Below are 22,999 nucleotides of genomic sequence, written 5' to 3'. Positions count from 1 at the left end.
CTTCTTTCTCAAATAAAATGAAAAACAAGTAGGCAAAAAACAATAGATAAAGAATCATTTAAGGGATAAAAATGATGACAAACAACCAGGCAGCTAACCAGACAACAGATAGCGTGACAGTCATTAAAGCATTAGAAAACTTCTCCGCCCAGCGTGATGACGATGGCATCGTCACCGTTACAATTGACCAAAGCAAACGCAAAATGAATGTCATCGGTGACGGTTTTACGGAGTCGTTCGCCACAATGGTCGATAGCGTTATCAATGATGACTCAGCCAAAGGCTTGATTCTCACTTCTGCCAAAGACACCTTTGTAGTTGGCGCAGATATCGACCAATTGGGTAAGATCGAGACAGCAGAGCAAGCATTTATATTAACTGAAGCGCTCAAAGGGAGTTTGCGTCAGCTTGAAACCTCAGGCAAGCCTGTGGTCGCTGCGATGACGGGAACGGCGCTGGGCGGTGGTTTAGAGTTGGCGCTTGCCTGTCATTATCGCATTGCCATTGATACGCCGAAGGCTAAGCTTGGTCTACCTGAGGTGAAATTGGGCTTGCTGCCGGGCGGCGGCGGTACGCAGCGCTTGCCGCGATTGGTCGGTATTCAAGTGGCACTAGAGCTGATGACGCAAGGCAAAGAGTTGCGCGTCGCTGCGGCGAAAGACATCGGTCTGATTGATGCGACAGCTATCGATCATGCAGATATGCTGGTGCAGGCTAAGGACTGGATTCAAAATAATCTAAGCGTGCAGCAGCCATGGGATAAGAAAGGCTTTAAAATCCCTGGTGGTGATAGCAAACACCCCAAAGTGGTGCCTATATTCTCCATCGCCCCAGCTATGGCCAATCAAAAATCTCACGGCAACTATCCAGCGATTACTCATATTATGTCTTGTGTGTTTGAGGGCTGTTTGGTAGATATCGATACGGGACTTGAAATTGAGTCGCGTTATTTTGCCGCTTGTGTGCTGTCGACTGAATCAAAAAACATGATCAACACCCTATGGACGCAGCTGAATAATATCAAGAAAGGTCAGTCTCGCCCTCAAGGGTTTGAGCGGACACCGACCAAAAAAGTCGGTATCTTAGGGGCTGGTATGATGGGCGCAGGCATCGCTTATGTCACTGCTAAAGCAGGTATAGATGTCGTGCTATTGGATACAGATATTGCGAATGCTGAAAAAGGCAAAGCGTATTCTGCTAACATTTTGGATAAAGCCATCAGCCGAAAGCGCGCTACCGAAGAGAAAAAGCAAACCCTCTTAACACGTATCACGCCAACCGTCTCTTACGATGATTTGGCTGATTGTGATCTCATCATCGAAGCAGTATTTGAAAACCGAGAAATCAAAGCCAAGTGTACCCAGCAGAGTGAGGCAGTGATTCCAAGCACAGCTATTTATGCGTCTAATACCTCAACGTTACCTATTACAGGACTGGCAAAAGCCAGCACTCGTCCAAATCAATTTATTGGTCTGCATTTTTTCTCACCAGTAGACAAGATGCCACTGGTCGAAATCATCGTAGGCGCGCAAACCGACGATGTGACGCTCGCCAAAGCGTTCGATTATGTTTTGCAAATCGGCAAAACGCCTATCGTCGTCAATGACAGCCATGGATTTTATACTTCCAGAGTATTTGGTACCTATGTATCAGAGGGCATCGCGATGCTGGGCGAGGGTGTCCATCCGCGTAGTATCGAAGTCGCTGGATTAAGAACGGGCATGCCTATGCCGCCCCTGGCATTGCAAGATGAAGTGTCACTGAGTCTAGCGTTACATGTCAGCGAGCAGCAGCAGGTGGATATGGCAGCCGAAGGCAAATCTGTCACTGTGCGCCTTTCTTACGAGATACTAAAGACACTGGTCAATGAGCATGGGCGCGAAGGCAAAAAAAATGGCAAAGGGTTCTATGATTATCCAGAAAACGGTAATAAGCATTTATGGCCTGAGCTTATCAACTTGTATCCACCACAGTCAGAGCAACCCTCACAGCAGGACCTAGTTGATCGCTTAATGTTTATTCAAGCCAATGAATCTGCGAGATGCTATGAAGAAAACGTCGTACGCTCGGTCGCCGATACCAATATAGGGTCTATCTTTGGCTGGGGGTTTGCCCCACAGCACGGCGGGACGCTACAGTTTATCAATGCAATGGGTGTCAGTGAGTTCGTCAAGCGTAGTCGCGAGCTGGCGGCCAAATACGGCGAACGATTCGAGCCTGCCCAGATATTGTTAGACATGGCAGCCAAAGGCGAGGCGTTCTCTGATGACTGATGTACATGTATCAAATCATGGTCAAATGGCAGATTGTCTACAAGGGTTACGAGTCGTCGATTTGACTCGTAACCTACCAGGGCCCTTTGCCACGCGCCTGCTTGCAGATCTAGGGGCAGACATCCTCAAAATAGAACCCAAACAAGGCGATCCTGCTCGCGTGTTTGGTGAGCTATTTGCGGCTTTAAACCATGGTAAGACGACTGAGAAGCATGACTTTCATGATTCTAAAGCGATAGATAGTATAAAAGCACATCTTAAAAATGCTGACGTGATGCTAGACAGCTTTCGTCCAGGTATCCTTGCGGACATCGGACTAGATGCCAAGACGCTTCATACTATCAACCCAAAGCTAGTCATGGTGTCGATTACTGGTTATGGTGTGGCAGGCAAAGACACAAAAGAAGAGTCTCACGGAAAAGAAGGTGTGCATCTAGAAGGTGCTTACTTAGAAGACGCCCACTTAAAAGATAACTCTCAAGTAACTCATCATTGGTCTGACAAGGCCGGTCACGATATCAATTTCATGGCTATGAGCGGTGTGCTTGATCAGTTAAAAACAGCAGAGGGCGGGCAGGCCATGCCCAACATCCAGTTTGCGGACTTGGCAGGTGGTAGTGATACAGCAGTGATTGCGCTACTGGCTGCTGTGTTTGCCGCCCAGCGTACCGGCAAAGGACGACATATTGCTATTAGTATGACGCATAGCCTTTATAATCATATGGTCATGCCAAAGGTAACCGGCAAGTTAATCAATCGTTTGTCAGGTGATACTTCAGCAACGCCGCCTATGCCGCAGCACGATTTTTTAGGTGGCGCATTGCCATGTTACCGACTGTACCAAACCGCTGACCTACGCTATATGGCCGTTGGTGCATTGGAGCTAAAATTTTGGCAAGGTTTATGCGAGGTTTTGGATTTGCCTGCCCTTAAAGACATACATTGGCAGCTTGGGGTCATGCCAACTACGCCTGAAAGTCAAACAGCCACCAAAACAATGGCGGAGACATTTGCCAGTCAGACGCTTGAGCATTGGCAGGGCGTATTTGCAGCAACGGATGTCTGTGTGACGCCTGTATTGAATTTATATGAAGCTAAAGCGCATCCATTATTTGCACATCAAGACGAGCATCATACAACGCCTGGGTGGCAGCGAATCTATTAACGACTAGTATGTAGGTAGCTTTAGCGAAAAGTGAAAGTTGGATTAGTAATTGAAGGCGATACCAAGCCGCTGCTGGCTAGTATCGTCTCTTTAGTCTGTACCATTTAGACTGCCTGTCTAAAGTAAAGTGATTGAACGTGTATATTTATAACTGTCTATCTAAAATTGTCTGAATAAGAGACAATACACTCATAAGTCCTAAATTCTTACGGTACTGAAAAATAGTATCACGTTCAAAGGCTCTTAGAGACTGAGAAATACAGACATTCAACACATTAACTTAAGCAAAAAGGCCGTTCTGAATGACCACAAATAACCCATATAATTTCCTACCTTTGCAACCTACTGGTAGAAATGAGAACGATACTGCCAATACCTATGCTCCTGAAGATATGATCAAAATATATGAGCAGCAGTTCCTTATTCAAGTACCCGAAGATAAGCTGACAGAGTTTCTGCCAGCGCTCAAAGCATTTTATGATATTGATAATCATACGTTAGATGTTAGTGCTATTATTTTCGATGCAATCGCAGACTCTGCTATTATTTATAATCACAAAATCAAAGTAGGCGACTATCAACTGCTGGGCGGGTTGGTAGAGGAAGCGATTGAATATGACGAAGACGATACAAGCGCGGATAGTGCGGAAGGTGAAGAGATCCAAGCCTACACGTTAGAGTGCCAGCGTAAATTTTTTATTAATGATGTAGAGATACCTTATCATTTCAATCTATTTATCTACGGTGATGGCTATTCTACATTGACCAAAAAAGACACGGTACTCGAAAAGATGTATTGGTTCGTTAGAGGTCGATTCGAAGAAGACTTGTTAGATGAGGCTGAAGACAACGACAGCTTAGCGTCTATCAATAAGCAACTGGCTGAGTTAGGTATTCGTGCAATGGACCTGACAACTATAGATGAAATGGTCAGCTATGTAGAAAACAGCATCATAGATGATGCCATGGTAGATGAGTTAAATAGGCTTTTAGATGATGCCGAGTAGGGTGAAGCACTATCTTGTAAGATGAGTAGTCATTTGGCACACCATAAAAGGGCGCTCTAGATTATAGATCTAAAGCGCCCTTTGATTGCTATGGTTAAGTGCCTCTCATATCATTACGAATGTGCTGAGATAAAATCGGCAATAAAATTATTAACGATTTCTGGCTGCTCAAGTGCTACCGAGTGACCGGCCTTTGGAATGACAAACATTTTGCCATCTGCTACCTTTTTAACAATATTTTCTGACAGAGGTACTTCATACGCATGGTCTTGCTCACCTGCCAATACCAGCATAGGTACCTGACAGCCCTCAATCTCATCTAGTATACCCGTACGATGAATAACGCCATCGGCACTACGCGCAATGTCTGGTTCTAGCTTTAGCATATGTTCGCGCCAGTACTCACGCTCGCTTGCTCGAGAGGCATTTGCCAAGTAATCATCGCCAAACATTATGTACATAAGTGTGTCTATAAATGGCTCAGTACCTTGTGCACTTAATCCTTCTACCAAAGGTGAAAAATCGGCTAGTTTGTACTCAAGCTCTCCGCTAGATCCAAGTACAATACAACCCTTTAATAAATCTGGACGGCGAGCGGCTAAACGTAGCGCAATAAATCCGCCCATAGAGTTACCAGCGAAGAAACAAGGTCCTAGTTCAAGTGCTTCAATCAAGGCGATAGCATCGTTGGTGTGGGTATCCATATTAACGCTTACAAGCTCTGAACGCGCACTTCGACCTTGATCTCGATCGTCATAACTTATAATGCGAATGGTTTTAGATAACTGTTCTATCTGATGAACAAACATTTTGTGATCAAAAAATAGCGAGTGACTTAGTACCAATACTGGTGCATCTTTGGGACCATCATCGCTATAGAACAGGGTGGTTCCGTTGACATTAATATTTGGCATGATCTTTTCCTTGTGTGAACACTATTGAGTCTGATAACACGCATAATAAATAGGGCGTCATATCTACGTTGTGTGATATCTGTGTTAATCCTTTAACCTTATTATTTGTATCAGAGTTCTTTGGTCATTGAAAGCGATGAATGGTAAGGTAGTCTTTTACTGAAGTAAGCATCAAAGTTGATGGGTTGCATCAGTACCATTGTCATTATAAAAGGTACACTACGAATGACTCCGTATACGCCTGTCTGAGAGTCGCTATCATTAATAAGTCACCTTACCGCTATTTACGATTACACGACTCTGTATATATTTCTAGGTTTTTGCCCATCTCTGCTCAAAGGGTTACTGGATTTCCTATATAATGTCAGCAGTCTCGTTATGGACGTCCCATTCAATGTAGACTTTCTTAGTAAAAATACTTCTTATCAGGTAAAACGGTGCTTTATGTTTAACGCTTCCTCGACTCGTCTAAATAAATATATCAGTGAAAGTGGTATTTGCTCACGGCGTGACGCTGACCGCTTTGTGGAGCAGGGTAACGTATACATCAATGGCAAGCGTGCGGCGGTCGGTGATCAAGTGGTCGCTGGCGATACCGTAAAAGTAAACGGACAGTTGATTGAGCCGCGAGAGCCTGATGATTTTGTATTTATCGCTTTGAATAAGCCCGTGGGTATCGTGAGCACGACAGAAAGCTCTGAGAAAAACAATATTGTCGATTTTGTTAGACATGGGGTTCGTATTTTCCCTATTGGTCGACTGGACAAAGACTCTCAAGGACTGATCTTTTTGACCAACAATGGTGATCTGGTCAATAAAGTATTGCGTGCTGGTAACAACCACGAAAAAGAATATCTGGTTACGGTCAATAAGCCGATAACGGACAGCTTTATTGAAGGGCTAGCAGGTGGCGTGCCGATGCTAGGCAAAATGACGAAAAAATGCCCCGTAACTAAGGTTGCGCCCAACATATTCAATATCACACTCATTCAAGGTCTGAACCGCCAAATTCGCCGTATGTGTGAGCATTTTGGTTATGACGTCGTCAAGCTTGAACGTACACGAGTTATGAATGTCAGTCTGAAAGGACTCCCTGTAGGCGATTGGCGAGACCTCACGCCAAAGGAGTTAACTGATTTGCTTAAAGCTGTAGAAAAATCTTCGTCACAAGATAATCATTCAGGCAAAAAATCTCGTAAAGCACCAAGAAAAAAGCCTTATAACGATACCTCATCCAAGTCAAAACCATCTTCAAAATCGGCGGGCGCTTCAAAAGGGCGTAACAAACATGCCAAGGATGATGCCAGAAAGCCCGCAGGGTCTAAAGGCAGAGATGGACGTCCCACTGGTCGCGGCAAGAATGCTGGCGGCAATGGTAAGCCCACTACAAACGGTAAGCGTCCCTCAAAAGGTCGCGGGGCTAAGCGCTCTTCACGTTAACATCTGATTGCTTTACTTATTTTGAAATGCCAGTAAGCTAAATAATTCTAACCTTAACGAGACACTATTATGTTTAAAATAAAAGTAGAGCGTATTGTCAAAAAACCAATCGATGACGTTTTTGAAGCCTTGAGTGACCATGCGAGCTATGGATCATTTAAAGCGGTAGGAGTAGCTAAGTTAGTCACTGAAGGTGATGAGGAGCGTAATGGCGTTGGCGCTTTACGCACCATTAAGACAGGACCCGTTAAGTTTTGGGAGCGAATTACAGCGTTTGAGCGTCCTACTCATATGCAATACCAAATCGAAAAATCTAAACCTATCAAGATGCGACACGACAAAGGCGTCATTGACCTAAAAGACTTGGGTGATGGCACCACACACGTGACGTGGGTATCTGAGGGTCGATTGACGGTACCATTGCCACTAGTTGGTCGTCTATTCGACCGTCAAATGCAAAAACAAGGAACCATAGGGTTTAGTAGTATACTCAAATCTATAGAAAACCGCTAATCTAGTAGTCATATGAGCTCGTCTGATGTAACTTACGGGTAGTGGCTGTTTTATTTGAGCCGCTACCCGTTGGCTTTAATTGGTTTTGTTCTTGGCAGCTTCAATCTCATTAAAGCGCGCTAACTGCTCTGGCGTGGCTTTTTGTTGATACTTCTCTTTCCACTCAGCGTAAGGCATCCCATAAACGAGCTCGCGCGCATCTTCGTAGTCGATGTCAATACCACGCTCTTCACCTGCAGCTTTATACCATTTAGACAAGCAATTACGACAAAAATCAGCAAGATTCATCAGCTCGATATTTTGTACATCTTTACGCTCATCCAAATGCGCCAATAAGCGACGAAATGCCGCAGCTTCTAATTCGATATTTGATTCTAGTTTTGCCATAAGGTTTTCCCTAATTGTCGGTGAGCTATTTTAAAACTAGATGATACTAATGATATAAACATTGCGCAACCTGTGTTGGTGTATCAAAAACGCGCAAAATAAACTCAATCATAGCAGCCGTTTATCAGCTTAAAGCTTTCTAATTATAATATAACTTTAATAGTTGAAATGAGATTTCCGCTTTAAAAAGTTAGCTTGAAATGGTTACGTTCTATTCACGGTGATTTTCTTTAGTAGCCCTATTTGTGTAGCAACTGGATTGTTTAGTCCATACTAAAAATCGCTACAATCGCCAAAAATGAGACAAAAAAAACCCTCATTTCTTATGTAAGAAATGAGGGTTTTAGTGCTCTTTCAAGCCATATTTGGAGCGGGAAAAGAGATTCGAACTCTCGACCCCAACCTTGGCAAGGTTATGCTCTACCACTGAGCTATTCCCGCTAATTATCAATTAACTATCGTCAGTTGATGAAGGCGTATTATACGCAGTTTTCTTTGGGTGTCAACACCTATGACGAAAAAAATTAAAGTTATTAAAATAGGCATGTCCTCTGCCCACAAATGTATGTTATAACGGTTTATTATAATATGTATTCCAAAAGCTTTGCATATATAAATAAGCTGGAACGCATTTTATAATTTCGCTTTAATTACATTCACAGTTATCAATACTTATAAAGATAAGTCATAGGGATAAAAAATGAGTCAACAGTATACCATCGCTGATTATTTGTTTGATCGTGTTGCAGAAGCAGGTGCTTCTGAGATATTTGGCGTACCAGGTGATTTTAACTTAACTTTTTTGGACAATGTACTTGCCTCTGATAAGCTACGCTGGGTAGGTAACACCAATGAGCTAAATGCAGGCTATGCGGCCGACGGCTATGCACGCGAGCGTGGGTTTGCCGCTATGGTGACGACTTTTGGCGTAGGGGAGTTATCCGCTATTAATGCGACGGCAGGTTCTTTTGCCGAGTACGCGCCTGTATTGCATATCGTAGGGGCACCAAGCACCGCTTTGCAAGATTCAAAGCGCCGTATTCATCATTCGCTGGGCGATGGCGTATTCAATCATTTTATTAAGATGGTCGAGCCTGTGACGGTAGCACGAGCGCAGATTACCCCTGAAAATGCCGCCTCAGAAATTGATAGAGTCATTCGACTGATTCTCAAAAAGCATCGTCCAGGTTACCTACTGCTTTCACCAGACGTCGCGCGTCAGCCTATCTATCCACCAACGACCAAGCTGATCGATAGTCAAGAAGATATCACCAGTCAAGCGGCATTATCGGACTTTAAGCAAGCGCTAACAGAATTCTTGCCAAATAAGACCACCACACTAATGGCAGATCTGATGGTGCATCGTTTGGGCTTACAACCACAGCTCAAAGCGTTAATCGCTGACACCGATATTCCTTATACCACGCTGTCTTGGGGTAAGACCTTACTTGATGAAAACAGCGATCGCTGGGCTGGGACTTATGCAGGTGTTGCCTCACGTCCTATTGTCAAAGATGCGGTAGAAAACTGCGAATGTCTCATAAAAGTAGGGGTGCAATATACGGACACCACTACCGCAGGATTTAGCCAAGATATTGACGAGAGTATAGTAGTCGACTTGCATTATGAGCGTGCTTCTATCAGTGGAAAGAACTTTGCACCGATTGCCTTGCAAGATGCGTTACAGGCCTTGCATGAAGTCATGACCTCTGGCATCAATATCGTACCAAAACCATTCTGTGAGCCAGTTAAGCCGCATGAACAAAAAGGCGGGGATAATGAGGCGATTCGCCAAGACGACCTATGGCATATCATTGCTGATTGCTTAGATCGTAATAATCTAGTGTTCTCTGAGCAAGGAACAGCATACTTTGGTATCAGTGATGTGCGTCTGCCAGAGGGCGTGACGTCATATGGGCAGCCAATGTGGGGGTCGATCGGCTATACGTTGCCAGCCAGCTTAGGTGCAGCGGTTGCCTCGCCAGATAAGCGCAGTGTTTTATTGATTGGTGATGGTTCAGCACTACTTACTATCCAAGAACTGGCGGTTATGATTCAAGAGCGTATCAATCCAGTAATCGTCCTAATCAATAACGATGGTTATACGGTGGAGCGCGCCATCCATGGCGAGAACCAATACTACAACGATATTCCTAAATGCGATTGGCAGATCATGCCAAAAGCGTTTGGCGCCACTGAAGCGAATAGTGTATTGCTCAAAGCAGAAACAGCAGGCGAGCTAAAAGCGGCTTTAAATAAAGCTGCCGCGACTACCGATAAGCTCGTAATGATAGAAGTCATCGCTGATAAGCATGATATTCCGCCATTGCTAGCCGATATTAGCGCCGCACTAAAACCAAAGAAGGATTAAGTAACTTGTAAAAGCTTACTTAATAAAAGCGAAAACCCCATTTAGTAACATGGCTAAATGGGGTTTTTTGCATTTTTTTATCACACTAGTCAATTAATCAGCGATGCCTCTTATGTCAATTTGTAGACTCTAGTATCATGGCTGATTGGGCTACGTTTGGCCTTTATATTCAATAGGAGATAACCCCGTCGTGATTTGGTTAAAAATGCTTATTGGTGCGTTGATGGTACTGGCTATTCAATTATTTGCACAAACTCGGTTCTTTTATTTGGCAGCACTTGCGCCACTGTTTCCTACATTTACATTGATCAGTCACTTTATTGTTGGTACTGAGCGTAGTCCCGCAGATTTAAAGGTCGCGTTGATATTTAGTATGCTGGGGGTCATACCGCACCTGATTTATACCTTTGCCGTATTTTTTAGCATCAGTTATATCGGACTGTATAAAGCACTTCTATTAGGCGTCGTCGCTTGGCTGATTGCAGCGGCAATTTTGGTATTAGCATGGCAGTATATTCAGACGTAGAGTTTTATGATAGAGAGCATTCTGTGAGAATAGGGGTGCTGGATAAGATAGAGGAAGTATAGATAGGCAAGCAGAAGGCTCATGATCTAGAATTATCTGGCGTGATGTTTGCTCACAGTGGAATAACGCAAATATTTTGGCAATCGATTACTATTATGCTGCACCACATACTAATATAACAACGATAAAAATAGGGCTTCAAAAATGGATACCTTAAATATCCTATACCTTGTAGGGTCAGTGCTAATCTTTGCCAGTATCATGGCGAGCACATTGTCGGCACGCTTAGGTGTGCCATTGCTATTACTATTTTTAATCGTCGGTATGCTGGCAGGTGAGCAGGGTATCTTGGGTATTGAGTTTTCTCAATATGGGATTGCCAACTTTGTGGGTCAAGCAGCGCTCGCCTGTATTCTATTAGACGGTGGTTTGCGTACGTCCTTTAAATCATTTCGGGTCGGTCTAAAACCTGCGATTACCTTAGCGACATGGGGCGTGCTGATCACCGTGCTGGTGCTCGGGGTGTTTGTCACATGGCTACTCGATGTCGATTGGCGTTTTGGTCTATTGATGGCGGCGATTGTGGGCTCGACCGATGCGGCAGCGGTATTCTCTCTACTGCGTAACGGCGGCGTCAAGCTCAACGATCGTGTCCAAGCCACGCTCGAGTTAGAGTCTGGTGCCAATGATCCCTTGGCTATATTATTGGTAACAGGTCTCATTGCCTTGAACGTTGATCCCGCTGGGCAGACGGTTTTTGGTTTTTTAGTTTTACTGTTGGAGCAGTTAGGCTTTGGCTTGGGAATGGGCTTGATCTTTGGTTATTTATTATCTCGGCTATTGCCCAAGATACATCTGGCAGAGGGTATGTATGCCATTTTGATACTATCAGCAGGCTTGGCAGTGTTTGCCGCGACCAACTTGATTGGCGGTAGTGGGTTTTTGGCAGTGTATCTGACAGGGGTGCTAATAGGCAATCACAAGGTACGCTCAACCGAGCATGTGATGCGCGTGATGGACAGCTTTGCTTGGCTATCACAAGCGGTACTATTTGTGGTATTGGGGCTATTGGTCACGCCATCAAACGTCCTTAATGTCTGGCATTATTCGGTGGCGATAGCGGTCTTTATGATATTTGTTGCCCGTCCTATCGCGGTCTATACGAGTGTGAAGCCATTCAAGTTTAAAGACCGCGAGATTGGATTTATCTCTTGGGTCGGACTGCGCGGTGCGGTACCTATTACCCTTGCTATTTTGCCTGTTATGGCGGGTATAGATAATGCCTTTATGCTGTTTGATATTGCGTTTGGGGTTGTGGTGTTGTCGCTCATATTACAAGGCACGACCATTCCTACTATGGCAAATTTGTTTAAGGTACGTATTCCGACCAATAAAGATCCCAAAGAAGAACACGAGGTCTGGGTATCAGATAAGGCGAGTATTACTTTATACGAGTTTGAAGCGCAATCAGGCGCATTTGCCATTGGCCGTCATCCTATGGGAATATCTAGAAGCATCAACCCCGATGAGATCAGCATCTTTGCACTAGTGCGGGGACAGCAAATTGTTGTGGTGGACGAAAACACAAAGCTAAAATTTGGCGATAGCGTCTGGTATGCCATGAGAGGCAATCATGCGAGTAAAATCGCCAAAATTTTCAATGATACGACTCTAGATCGTAAGGCGATTGATGATTTTTATGGCGATTGGCTACTATCTCCCAGTGTTAAGCTCGGTGATTTACCATTTTTTGCAGAAGTTATGGCGTCCGATACCCTAGTAAAAAAGCTGAAAAAGACAGATGCCAATAGCCAAGATGACATGTGGGAGCAGACGGTCGCCGAGTATGTGACATCACACTTAGGTACCGCACCAGTATCAGGCGATACCATTGTGGTAAATGACGAGTGGTCGTTGATCATAAAAGAAGTGGGTGATAAAGGTAAGCTAAGAAGTATCGGCCTAAAGCACCAACAACCGTCTACTACAGAGATGTGATAGTCATCCTATTTTTATAGCAAGTTCATCATCTTGTTTAAGAAGTCAGCTGCTTGCTTGGGCTGGTTTTCCCGGTACGCCCAGTGATGCTCGACGTCGTAGCTTGCTTCATTGAGTAGGAGTATTTTCATCAGTCCCATACCTTCGTAACGCCTCGCCAGATCACGCGGTAAGTAGCCAACATGATGGCCTGCAAGGATAAGCTGCGCCGTCGCCTCCATATGGTAAGTGGTGGCGCTCAAGGTTTTGGGTCGGATGTGATTAATATGATGTTCAACCACATAGCCTCTTTTTATCCATGGATAATTTTGCTCTAAATCCTCAAGTGTCAAATCATCTGAGTTATAAAAAAGCCTATGCTCGCGTCCGCAGCAGACCACTTGCTTTTCAACAAATGCTGGTTGAAATGTCAGTAACGGTGGAAAGCTGCCAAAATAACCCACACCGATATCGCTCTCGTTACTTACGAGCTTTTCTAACATGCTCTCAGGACTTTGTACGTCGATAGAAAAGTGAATCAGTGGGTTATCACGGTAGCTGCTGGCAAGACGCTGTCTAAGCGCGTCATAAAAAAACTTGGGCATCTGATCAATCAAGCACAGCCTGATATGGCCACCGTGTACTGAATCTAATTGCTTAATGTAATGCAGCTGATGCTGAAAACTTGCGACTGATTCGGTAAAACCCAAACATGCCTCATAGACCGCCGCACCGTCCTCCGTTAGCTTAAACCCTGCTCGACCACGGTGACATAATGTCATGCCCAAACGATCTTCTAAATGAGTGAGATGACCACTGATCACCGAGGTTGTGACACTCAAACGTGATTGAGCGGCAGTCACGCCTTGGCACTCCACGATAGCCATAAAGCTACGTAGTGTTTTGATGTCTATTTTTATCAGCTCATCTAATATCAAAATCGATTCCTTTTTTCAATGACGTACTGTCTTAACGTTGTCCTGCCTCGACGATGTATCTTTTTAGCCGCTGGTATCTGATCAGTATTATCGCTTCTACACTTCTGTTAATAACCGATAAAGACACTTTACTACGAAAAACCAAAAGTTTACTTCTAAATTTTACCATGGTTCCTTCCCTTATATTTATGTATTGTCAATCGTATGTAGCAAATTGTGTATATAAACAAAACAGACAAGGAAGTAACTTATGACATTCAATCAACCATTAAGCGGTAACGACATGCCAAGATTTGGCGGTTTCGCTTCTATGATGCGTCTGCCAACTCAGGCTGATGCCGAAGGGTTAGATGTGGCATTCGTTGGTGTGCCTCTAGATATTGGCGCCTCGAACCGTAGCGGTGCTAGATTGGGTCCTAGACAGATTCGTGATGAGTCAAGAATGATTCGCCCTTATAACGTCGCCACGCGTGCGGCTCCCTTCGAGTCACTACAAGTGGCTGATATCGGCGATGTGCCTATCAATACATTCAACCTGCTAAAAAGCGTTGATATCATCGAAAAATTCTATTCAGAAAAAATCGTTAAGCATGGTGCCATTCCGCTCACGCTGGGCGGCGATCATACCATTGCACTACCTATCTTGCGTGCACTTGCCAAAAAACACGGCCCTGTCGGTATGGTGCATATCGATGCTCATGCTGATATCAACGACGACATGTTTGGCGAAAAAATCGCTCATGGCACACCGTTCCGCCGCGCTGTCGAAGAGAACCTCATCGATGGCAACCGTGTGGTACAAATTGGCTTGCGCGGTACAGGTTATAGCGCCGAAGAGTTTGACTGGTCAACCCAGCAAGGATTTCGCGTCGTGCCTGCTGAAGAGTGCTGGTATAAGTCGCTTGCGCCACTCATGGCAGAAGTACGCGAAAATCTCGGCGATGGTCCTGTTTATTTAAGTTTTGATATTGATGGTATTGACCCTGCGTTTGCGCCGGGTACGGGCACGGCTGAGATCGGTGGTTTGACCTCCACGCAAGGCATCGAAATCATTCGCGGCATGCGCGGTCTTGATGTGGTCGGTGGCGACTTGGTCGAAGTATCACCACCGTATGATCCATTTGGCAACACCTCTGTACTGGCTGCGAACTTACTGTTTGAGATGCTATGTATCTTACCAGGCGTACGCTATGACGATAAGGTAAAAGCCGTCTACTAAAAGCAGACGCTTATTGGCTAGAGTTAGCACATAGGACAGCTATCCGAATAGGGTATGTGAGTAGACAAGGACATGGTTATCAGCGTTTTTGAGCAGCTGGTATGAATGCAATTTGGTTAAGGAAGACCCCAATGAGTAAATCCTCTTCGTTTTTTGGTCAAGACACGCTCTCTCCAAATGAGGCTGGACACAGTTTAGGCTCGATTGGTACGTTTGCGTTATGGTTTGGCGCCAATATTGTGGTGACGACTATTTTGACGGGCATGCTACTCGTACCTGACCTACGGTTTAGTACGGCTATCACTACCGTGCTCATTGGTTCATTGATTGGGGCGATCCCGCTGCTATTGGTGGGTTTGATGGGTCAGCGTACCGGACTGCCTTCGATGGCACTGACGCGCCGTGCTTATGGTCCTGTTGGTAGTCAGTTGATCTCGTTAGTGAATATGGGGGTACTGATTGCGTGGAGTTGTATTCAAGCGTTGCTGGCTGGTATGAGTCTGGACTACGCAATCGAAGCCACTACAGGTTATAGCAATCTGCCACTGTTTGTTATTTTATGCGAGACCGTCGTAGTGCTCATCGTGCTACGTGGTCACCTTGGCATCGAGCTGGTTGAACGCTGGGCTGCATTGGCAATGGCTGCGCTTACCGTTATAGTGCTTTATCAGCTAAATCAACATTACGATGTCTCAAGACTGTTTGAGATGCCTGTTGAGTCGCGTAATGGTATTACCTTAGGTATTGCCTTTGATATTGTCATCGCCACAGCATTTTCGTGGATGTCGTCTGCCGCCGATTATAATCGCAATTGTAAATCCCCAAAAGTTGCCATATGGGGTACGTATTTTGGCTATATTGTGGCAGCCATCGTTGCCATGGGGTTGGGCGCGACCATCTCAGGTCTCTCTATCATGTATGGCATGGAGCAGACTTATGATCCGACGCGCTTGCTTGCTGACTTTGGTTTTGGCCTGCCAGCCGCCTTGGTTATTTTCTTCTCGGTCATGACCACCAATGTCATGGCAGTCTATAGCGCAACGCTTTCTTGTATGAACATTAAACCTAATATGAGCTTTTGGAAGCCTGCCCTTATCATTGGCTTGGTCACTATTTTTGGCGCGCTAATTCCGGGTATTTTGGATCAATTCCAAAACTTCCTGCTGATCGTAGGCGCGCTATTTATCCCCGCATTTTCAGTCATGATTGTCGATTATTACCTTGTTAGTAAAGAAGGCTATACGGCAAAGCTACTTGACGCCACACATCAATTGGGACGTCCTACTGCAAAGATTGCGATTGCAGCTTACGTGATTGGTGCGGCTTTAGCAGCTTACTGGACATTGATTGCGCCGCCGTCATTTGGTGCATCATTACCTGTCTTTATCATTACAGGTGGTCTCTACTGGTTAGGTGCGACGTTGTTTACCCGTCAGAGTGATGCTGTCACTGCAGCTCAAGAGGAGGGCGCATTATGAAACTGATGATGGCTCAAACCAATCCTTTATGGGCTGAACCAGTCGCCAACCTAGACGCACTAGAGTCGCTTTGCCGCCTTGCTGTGGAGGCAAAAGTCAATCTGATCGCACTACCAGAGCTTGCATTTACAGGCTACAACATCTTTGAGCGCCTTGATGATTTAGCGGAAGCGATCGATGGCCCCATTGTCACTGAGGTGGCGAGACTTGCTAATAAATACCAATTGCATGTGTTATTTGGGCTTGCTGAGCGCCGACCTAATAGCGAGCTGAGTAATGTTGCCATCTTGATAGATGATAACGGCAAGCATCTTGCGACTTATGATAAGCGCTATTTGTGGGATCGCGAACACCAGTTTTTTACAGCAGGCAAAAAGTCCTGCGTCGTCGATACGCGATTTGGTAAATTGGGTTTGATGATTTGTTATGACAACGAATTCCCAGAAGTGGCAAGAGAGTTGGCACAAGCAGGGGCACAAATTATCCTGTCACCGACGGCCAATATGCTGCCAAATGCAAAGCGTCAGGTGCTCCAAATACGCGCTCGTGCCATGGACAATCAATGCTTTGTCGCTTGTATCAACCGCTCGGGTGAGGAAGGTAATCTTCAGTACTGTGGCAATAGCATCGTCGCTGGTCCAGATGGTGAGGTGCTCGGCAGACTTGGCTTAGCGGCTGGCACGATGATCGTTGATATCGATCTTGCCCGTATTGATGAAAGCCGTACGCACCAAGATTATCTTAGTGACTTAAATACCAGTGACTTAAATCTCAGCCGCTTGGATATCTCTAATGGAGCTAACTTATGAGTGAACAATCACTAGCGCGTATCAATCCAGAGAACTGGTATCGCACCACCGCGCATAGCGATGGTATTACGCTCATCGATGAGCCGTGGATTAAGCCGTTTTTTCGCTGCAATCTGTGGCACGTGCGCGGGAGTCAGCGCGATTTATTAGTCGATTTCGGATTAGGGGCAGTACCGCTGCGTCGTCATGTCGCTTTACTCACGGATCGCGATATCGTGGGCGTTGCCAGTCATACGCATTTTGATCACATTGGTGCTGCCAGCGAGTTTGACTGCTGTCACGTGCATTCTGCTGAAGCGCATATTCTCGCTGAGCCAGACAATGCCCGTACGTTGGCAGATATGTTTGTCAATGACGAGATGTTTGATGCGCTACCGCCCGAGCCTTACGCTCATTGCGGCTACAAAATTGCTGCACCTGCCAAAATTATGACATTAGAAGATGGCGATATGATCGATCTGGGTAATCGGCAGTTTGAGGTGATTCATACGCCGGGTCATTCACCAGGTGGCATTGCTTTATGGGAAGCGGCCAGCAAAACGCTCATTTCTGGCGATCTTATCTATGACGGTCCATTGATAGAAGATACATGGCACAGCGACATGGCTGACTATGCCAAAAGCATGCGCCGTCTCAATGCGCTGCCTGTACGAGTCGTCCATGGCGGTCACTTTCCCAGTTTTTCAGGCAAGCGTTTGCATGTGATGATTGATGACTGGTTACGCCATCATGATTTGTGATTTATTGCATTTAGCTAGAATCTAAAACAAATTGCTATTCAAAATAAATAGCTACTAAAAAAATAACGACGCTAAATAAAAAGCTATTTCAAATAAAACATCTAACTTAATACTTATTAAATTTTTAGGATGACTGACTCATGACCCAATTGACACAAACATCTCTTTCAGCATTTGACACCCAGCCTCTAACCTGCGGCGAGTTGCTCGTCCAGTGGCTAGAATACTATGGAGTAGAGACCGTCTTTGGCATACCGGGGGTACACACAGTAGAGCTGTATCGCGGTCTACCTAATACCAATATTCGTCATGTGACCCCGCGTCACGAGCAAGGCGCTGGGTTTATGGCTGATGGTTATTACCGTGCTTCTGGCAAGATCGGTGTGTGCTTCATCATCACGGGTCCTGGCATGACCAACATCATGACGGCGATGGCGCAGGCATTGGCTGACTCTATACCGATGCTGGTGATCTCTAGTGTCAATAAAATCAAAGACACGGGAAGCGGGGAGGGGCACTTGCATGAGTTGCACGATCAGCAGGGCATGGTCAGTAAGGTGGCGCTCACGAGCAAAACCATCTGGCAGCCTGAGTCATTACCCAAAGTTATCGCCGAAGCTTTTGCGTTATTTAATGGCGCACGTCCAGGACCAGTCCATATTCAGCTGCCTATTGATGTTATTACCGCTGATGCCAGCCATGTTGCCAAGCCGCCTAGTATAAAGGGTGTAGCTAATAGCCAAGCTGACAAGAACAGCTTTACCCAGCCACAAGTGACAAGACCACTGCCAAACCCTGCGCAATTGGATCTGATTATCGAGTCATTAAAAACCGCAAAAAACCCAGTGCTGCTTTACGGCGGTGGCTGCGTCGATGTCGATCACGATGCGCAACAACTGGCAGAGCTGATCGATGTGCCTACGTTTTTGACCATCAATGCTAAAGGATTACTGCCACCTAGCCATCCGTTAAGTCTAGGCAGTAACCAGTCATTAGACGCGGGTCGAGCGGTGATTACAGAGGCAGATTGGGTGCTCGCCATTGGTACGGAGCTTGGTGAAACCGATTACGATGTGTTCTTTAATGGTGAGTTCAAAATCAATGGCACACTAGTGCGTATCGACTGCGATGCTGAGCAATTGCAGCGTCCGTTTATAGCGGATATCGCGGTATTGTCTGACGCACAGATGGCTGTCAGTGGTCTATGCAATCGTTTAGAAACTCGGATATCAAACGGGCAGGTATTTGACCATCAGGCATTGTCACGAGTGAATGCTGCAAAACAAGCGCTCATAGAAGAGACAACCCCAGACTTTGCCGGTCAAAATGCCTTGCTAAAACTGATTCGGGATGAGGTAGAGGGCGTGATTTTTGTGGGCGACTCAACCCAGCCTGTCTATAGCGGCAACCTTGGTTTTGAAGCATTGGCACCGCGCAAATGGTTTAACTCCTCAACGGGTTTTGGCACGCTAGGTTATGGTTTGCCCGCTGCGATCGGGGCTATGGTTGGTTCAAACCTACCAGTTGTCAGCTTAATCGGAGATGGTGGTATTCAATTTACCATTGCGGAACTTATTTGTGCCGCCGAGCTTGAACTGCCATTGATTGTCCTGCTGTGGAACAACCAAGGCTATGGTGAGATTCGTCGTTATATGGAAGAGGGTGGTCTACCACTGATCGGTGTCAATATCAAAACACCAAACTTTGAGCCATTAGCTGCAGGGTTTGGCGCTGGTTATCGCAGAATTACCGATAAGCAACAGCTGTTAGAGTCGTTGCAATCAGACATCAAAGGCAAGCAGCCAATCATCTATGAGATTGATGAAGCGGATGAGTTTTTAAAAGAAATGGGGAAAACTGTCACTTATTTTAGCTAACGCTATCAATATTAGCGCTACTAATAATAAAACTGATTGTTCAAGGAAGTACGTCAATAATGCCAAATGCCAACAACTTGTCGGAAAATAGACAGAAGCGAATACCGCGCTTGTTAGCAGAATTGACGGCTGTGGTTGGCGTGAGCAATGTGTTGACCAGCCGCAGCCAGCAGCAGCCCTATGTGCAAGGGGCGATTGAGGCGGTGACGGATGCTACCGTGGCTGTTGTGACACCGCCCTCACTTGTGGCACTATGGCGCGCTATTAATATCTGTGCCGCGGCTGACATTGTTGTTATCGCGCAAGCGGCCAATACAGGATTGACAGGTGGCTCAACCCCAAATGGAGAGTATGATCGACCACTAGTCGTGATATCTATGCGGTTATTGGGCGGCGTGCACTTGCTCAATGATGCAGCAGAGTTGGTTGCTTTGCCAGCCGCTACTTTGCAGCAGTTAGAGACCACGCTTGCGCCATTAGGGCGTGAGCCACATTCTGTACTGGGCTCTAGCTGTGTTGGGGCGTCAGTGATAGGCGGTATCTGCAATAGCTCAGGCGGTATGCTGGTACAGCGTGGCCCTGCCTATACTGAGATGGCGTTATTTGCCAGACGCAGTGCTTCAGGAGTATTTGAGCTGATCAATCATTTAGGGCTGGATCTGGGCACGCATCCAGAAGAGATACTTGAGAACCTGCAAACAGGCAGGTTTCAAAAACAGTCAGATAGTACGAGCGGTAAAGCCTGCAACCAGCACTATCAACATAAAGTGCGTGATTGCGACGCGAATACGCCAGCTAGATTTAATAATGATGCGAGCGGTCTATATGAAGCATCTGGTTCAGCGGGCAAGGTTATTATATTTGCGGTTAGAGTGGCGACATTTGCCAAACCCAAGCAAGAGCAAACCTTTTATATTTCGTCCGATGATGCAGATACTTTGACGGCACTCAGGCAGCAGTGGTTAAAAAGCGAGCTGGCTCTGCCTGTCTTGGCGGAATATATGCATAAAGACTACAACGATATTACGCTAGATTATGGTCGTGACACTTGTCTAAGTATGCGCAAACTACCTACTAGCAAGATAGGGTCGCTGTATCGACTGCAAGCAACTATTGGCTATTATCTGGACAAGTGGCATCTGCCAAAGACGTTGCCTGATCGGGTACTGCAACTGACCTCTAGGGTTATGCCGCCATCATTACCTGCCTCGTTGAGCACACAAGCGCGCTCATATCAGTACCATTTGATTATTAAGGTGGCAAATGGCATCGATAGTAACCGTAGCAAAAATAATGACAATAACATTGCCACTGCACAAGCGTTTTTGCAACACCACATGCAGCAGTATCAAGGCACAGTACATACGTGTACAGAAACTGAATCACAAGCGCTATTGGTTTTTCGCAGCGCCGCCACGGCTGCTATGTTCCGTTATCACAATTTAAATCAAAACGAATTTGGCGAGCTGTTATCGACCGACATTGCCTTACCTAGAAATGCTGTAGATTGGGACGAGACTCTACCTGAATACTTACAAAAACAAGTCAGCAAAACCTTTTATCTGGGACATTTTTTTTGTCATGTCCTGCATCAAGATTACTTGTTACACCCAACTACTAATGCCAAGCAGTTCAAGGAAGAGCTCTTAGCATTTTATGACCAGCGTCATATTGAATATCCTGCTGAACATAATGTCGGGCACATGTATCCCGCAAAGTCTGAATTAAAGCAATTTTATAAAAAACTGGATCCAACCAACTCGTTAAATCCAGGTATCGGTCAGACAGAAAAATGGAAAAACTGGCGATCATCGCCCATTAAGGAGAAGTTAAATGACGAATGCTATTGATAAATCGCAGCAGCCGATTTTAGGGAACAATACTGTCGACCCAGAAACGCCGCAGGCAGGGCAGTGGCGCGCAGCAATGTGGAAATTTCTATTGTTCTCAGCATTGGGTATTGCCCTATTTATCATACCGTTTGAGTGGGATGGTAAGGTCACGATTTTATTGGGCGTGTTAACCGATACGTTGCAAGCAGTATTAGGCGGGTTTGTGGTTTATATTGCCATGGCAATTGTGACCATTTCTGCGCTGGGCGCGCTGGCAGTCAAGGTGCTAAAACCCAATCTGCCTGAAGACTCACTGATAAAAAATCTTTTTGATGTTGATTGGTTTTGGCTGACCACCCGATTTTTGGGTATGCTATTTGTGTGGATGATTTATCTACAGATCGGTCCTGAATTTATTATCAATCGTAATACCGGCGGCGTCATTTTTGAAGATTTGATTCCTATCCTCATTCCGTTGTTTTTCTTTGCCATTTTATCACTGCCATTTTTGACTGACTTTGGTTTGATGGAGTTTTTGGGCACCTTAGCCAGTAAGATTTTTATAAAGCTGTTTAAATTGCCGGGTCGCTCAGCTGTCGATGCCATGTCTTCTTGGTTTGGAGCGGCGTCTATTGGTTTGCTGGTCACCATGCAGCAGTATGATAAGAGCTTTTATAGTCAGCGTGAAGCAGCCATCATCGCCACTACCTTTTCAGTGACCTCTATCGCCTTTACCTATGTTGTTGCCAAAACCATCGGCGTGGACAATAACTTTGTCTACTTTTATCTAACCATTGCGCTGACTGGTTTTATCGCTGCAATCATTATGCCGCGTATACCGCCACTATCACTAAAACCCGATACCTATCATGCTGGCAAAAGCATGCTGGACGAAGGTATTCCTGCACAGTACACCACTTATCAGTGGGCGATCAATCGCGCCGTCACGCGTGCACACTCTATGCCGAGCTTGGGTTATGTGTTCAAACGCAGCGTTGGTAACTTGTTCGATATCTACTTTGGACTGATTCCTGTTATTTTTGCTATCGGCACCATTGGTCTTGGATTAGCAGAGTACACGCCTGTCTTTAATTGGCTTGCGACCCCACTTGTGCCATTGCTTGAATGGTTGCAGATTCCGGAGGCCGCAAAAGCCGCGCCAGCTATGATTATGGGCTTTGCAGATATGTACTTGCCAGCACTGGTTGGCAAGAGTATTGAGAGTGAGATGACAAGATTTATCGTTGGTGCGGCCTCAATCACTCAGATTATCTACATGTCTGAAGTCGGTGCGCTTATCTTAAAATCAAATATCAAACTCAACGTATTAGAGCTGTTTTTTATTTTTATGCTGCGTACGCTTATTAGCTTGGTAGTGATTACCTCAGTGGCGCATCTATTGTATTAGACAGATACGTTACGATGAGGTTTGGCTAAACGATACGGCAACTGGTGGTCCTGCTATTTTGATATAAGTGTGTAGGTCGCCATTAGTTATAGGATGCCTATAACCATCATCAGTAAAGTAAACAC

The 22,999-nt window shown here is 45.4% G+C and carries 18 protein-coding genes and 1 tRNA gene; 15 read left to right on the top strand and 4 right to left on the bottom strand.

The annotated features are described in order from the left end of the window. Positions 1 to 71 precede the first annotated feature (71 nt). The 3 genes from AC5JPY_RS02835 (at position 72) to AC5JPY_RS02825 (ending at position 4,445) form a co-directional block, all read left to right on the top strand. Positions 72 to 2,273, top strand: coding sequence for a 3-hydroxyacyl-CoA dehydrogenase NAD-binding domain-containing protein (locus tag AC5JPY_RS02835; RefSeq protein WP_493852042.1), 2,202 nt, complete (start codon positions 72 to 74; stop codon positions 2,271 to 2,273). Further along, a complete protein-coding gene (locus AC5JPY_RS02830) occupies positions 2,266 to 3,438 on the top strand; it encodes a CaiB/BaiF CoA transferase family protein (protein ID WP_493852041.1) in 1,173 nt (390 codons plus the stop codon). Before AC5JPY_RS02835 ends, AC5JPY_RS02830 begins: the two co-directional genes overlap by 8 nt. A gap of 302 nt (positions 3,439 to 3,740) precedes the next feature. Next, entirely contained in the window at positions 3,741 to 4,445 is a 705-nt protein-coding gene (locus AC5JPY_RS02825; protein WP_493852040.1) for a hypothetical protein, read from the top strand. Positions 4,446 to 4,558: 113 nt separating this feature from the next. On the opposite strand, the gene AC5JPY_RS02820 is transcribed toward AC5JPY_RS02825, so the two are convergent. Further along, positions 4,559 to 5,359 carry an alpha/beta fold hydrolase gene (locus tag AC5JPY_RS02820; RefSeq protein WP_493852039.1) on the bottom strand — a complete coding sequence of 267 codons (801 nt, stop codon included), beginning with the start codon at positions 5,357 to 5,359 and terminating at the stop codon, positions 4,559 to 4,561. A 444-nt stretch (positions 5,360 to 5,803) separates the two neighbouring features. On the opposite strand from AC5JPY_RS02820, the gene rluF reads away from it, so the two are divergent. Both rluF and AC5JPY_RS02810 read left to right on the top strand, forming a co-directional pair. Next, positions 5,804 to 6,799: a 23S rRNA pseudouridine(2604) synthase RluF gene (rluF, locus tag AC5JPY_RS02815; protein WP_493852038.1), complete on the top strand. Its 996-nt coding sequence runs from the start codon at positions 5,804 to 5,806 to the stop codon at positions 6,797 to 6,799. A 69-nt stretch (positions 6,800 to 6,868) separates the two neighbouring features. After that, positions 6,869 to 7,312 (top strand): SRPBCC family protein, encoded by a 444-nt coding sequence (locus AC5JPY_RS02810; RefSeq protein WP_443526352.1) that lies wholly within the window; start codon positions 6,869 to 6,871, stop codon positions 7,310 to 7,312. A gap of 75 nt (positions 7,313 to 7,387) precedes the next feature. Here AC5JPY_RS02810 and AC5JPY_RS02805 read toward each other — a convergent pair whose 3' ends face one another. Then, positions 7,388 to 7,699 carry a DUF1244 domain-containing protein gene (locus tag AC5JPY_RS02805; RefSeq protein WP_319050448.1) on the bottom strand — a complete coding sequence of 104 codons (312 nt, stop codon included), beginning with the start codon at positions 7,697 to 7,699 and terminating at the stop codon, positions 7,388 to 7,390. A gap of 366 nt (positions 7,700 to 8,065) precedes the next feature. Continuing rightward, a tRNA-Gly gene (locus AC5JPY_RS02800) sits at positions 8,066 to 8,140 on the bottom strand. Positions 8,141 to 8,399: 259 nt separating this feature from the next. Here AC5JPY_RS02800 and AC5JPY_RS02795 point away from each other — a divergent pair. From AC5JPY_RS02795 to AC5JPY_RS02785, 3 genes are all read left to right on the top strand, one after another. Then, positions 8,400 to 10,070, top strand: coding sequence for an alpha-keto acid decarboxylase family protein (locus AC5JPY_RS02795; protein ID WP_493842966.1), 1,671 nt, complete (start codon positions 8,400 to 8,402; stop codon positions 10,068 to 10,070). 190 nt (positions 10,071 to 10,260) lie between these two features. Next, on the top strand, positions 10,261 to 10,596 hold the full coding sequence (locus tag AC5JPY_RS02790; protein ID WP_319052153.1) for a GlpM family protein: 336 nt from the start codon (positions 10,261 to 10,263) through the stop codon (positions 10,594 to 10,596). A 204-nt stretch (positions 10,597 to 10,800) separates the two neighbouring features. Then, a complete protein-coding gene (locus AC5JPY_RS02785; RefSeq protein ID WP_493852037.1) occupies positions 10,801 to 12,594 on the top strand; it encodes a potassium/proton antiporter in 1,794 nt (597 codons plus the stop codon). Positions 12,595 to 12,608: 14 nt separating this feature from the next. Here AC5JPY_RS02785 and AC5JPY_RS02780 read toward each other — a convergent pair whose 3' ends face one another. Then, positions 12,609 to 13,511: a LysR family transcriptional regulator gene (locus AC5JPY_RS02780; protein ID WP_319052155.1), complete on the bottom strand. Its 903-nt coding sequence runs from the start codon at positions 13,509 to 13,511 to the stop codon at positions 12,609 to 12,611. Between the two features lie 250 nt (positions 13,512 to 13,761). Between AC5JPY_RS02780 and speB the strand changes: the two genes are divergently transcribed. From speB to AC5JPY_RS02745, 7 genes are all read left to right on the top strand, one after another. Next, positions 13,762 to 14,730, top strand: a complete 969-nt coding sequence (gene speB, locus AC5JPY_RS02775; RefSeq protein ID WP_493852036.1) for an agmatinase — start codon at positions 13,762 to 13,764, stop codon at positions 14,728 to 14,730. A 131-nt stretch (positions 14,731 to 14,861) separates the two neighbouring features. After that, positions 14,862 to 16,208, top strand: coding sequence for a purine-cytosine permease family protein (locus AC5JPY_RS02770; RefSeq protein ID WP_493852035.1), 1,347 nt, complete (start codon positions 14,862 to 14,864; stop codon positions 16,206 to 16,208). Further along, the gene (locus AC5JPY_RS02765; RefSeq protein WP_493852034.1) at positions 16,205 to 17,017 is read left to right on the top strand and encodes a carbon-nitrogen hydrolase family protein; all 813 of its coding nucleotides are present in this window, start codon (positions 16,205 to 16,207) and stop codon (positions 17,015 to 17,017) included. The genes AC5JPY_RS02770 and AC5JPY_RS02765 overlap by 4 nt, the downstream gene beginning before the upstream one ends. Beyond that, positions 17,014 to 17,757, top strand: a complete 744-nt coding sequence (locus tag AC5JPY_RS02760) for an MBL fold metallo-hydrolase (RefSeq protein ID WP_493852033.1) — start codon at positions 17,014 to 17,016, stop codon at positions 17,755 to 17,757. The genes AC5JPY_RS02765 and AC5JPY_RS02760 overlap by 4 nt, the downstream gene beginning before the upstream one ends. Positions 17,758 to 17,897: 140 nt before the next feature. Next, positions 17,898 to 19,634, top strand: coding sequence for a 5-guanidino-2-oxopentanoate decarboxylase (locus AC5JPY_RS02755; RefSeq protein ID WP_493852032.1), 1,737 nt, complete (start codon positions 17,898 to 17,900; stop codon positions 19,632 to 19,634). Positions 19,635 to 19,693: 59 nt separating this feature from the next. After that, on the top strand, positions 19,694 to 21,484 hold the full coding sequence (dld, locus tag AC5JPY_RS02750; RefSeq protein ID WP_493852031.1) for a D-lactate dehydrogenase: 1,791 nt from the start codon (positions 19,694 to 19,696) through the stop codon (positions 21,482 to 21,484). Continuing rightward, a complete protein-coding gene (locus AC5JPY_RS02745; RefSeq protein ID WP_443526374.1) occupies positions 21,468 to 22,874 on the top strand; it encodes a YjiH family protein in 1,407 nt (468 codons plus the stop codon). Before dld ends, AC5JPY_RS02745 begins: the two co-directional genes overlap by 17 nt. Positions 22,875 to 22,999 lie beyond the last annotated feature (125 nt).

This window comes from Psychrobacter sp. H27, assembly GCF_059072655.1.
The sequence above is the reverse complement of the archived record's forward strand: the minus strand, read 5'-3'. Positions and strand labels throughout refer to the sequence as shown.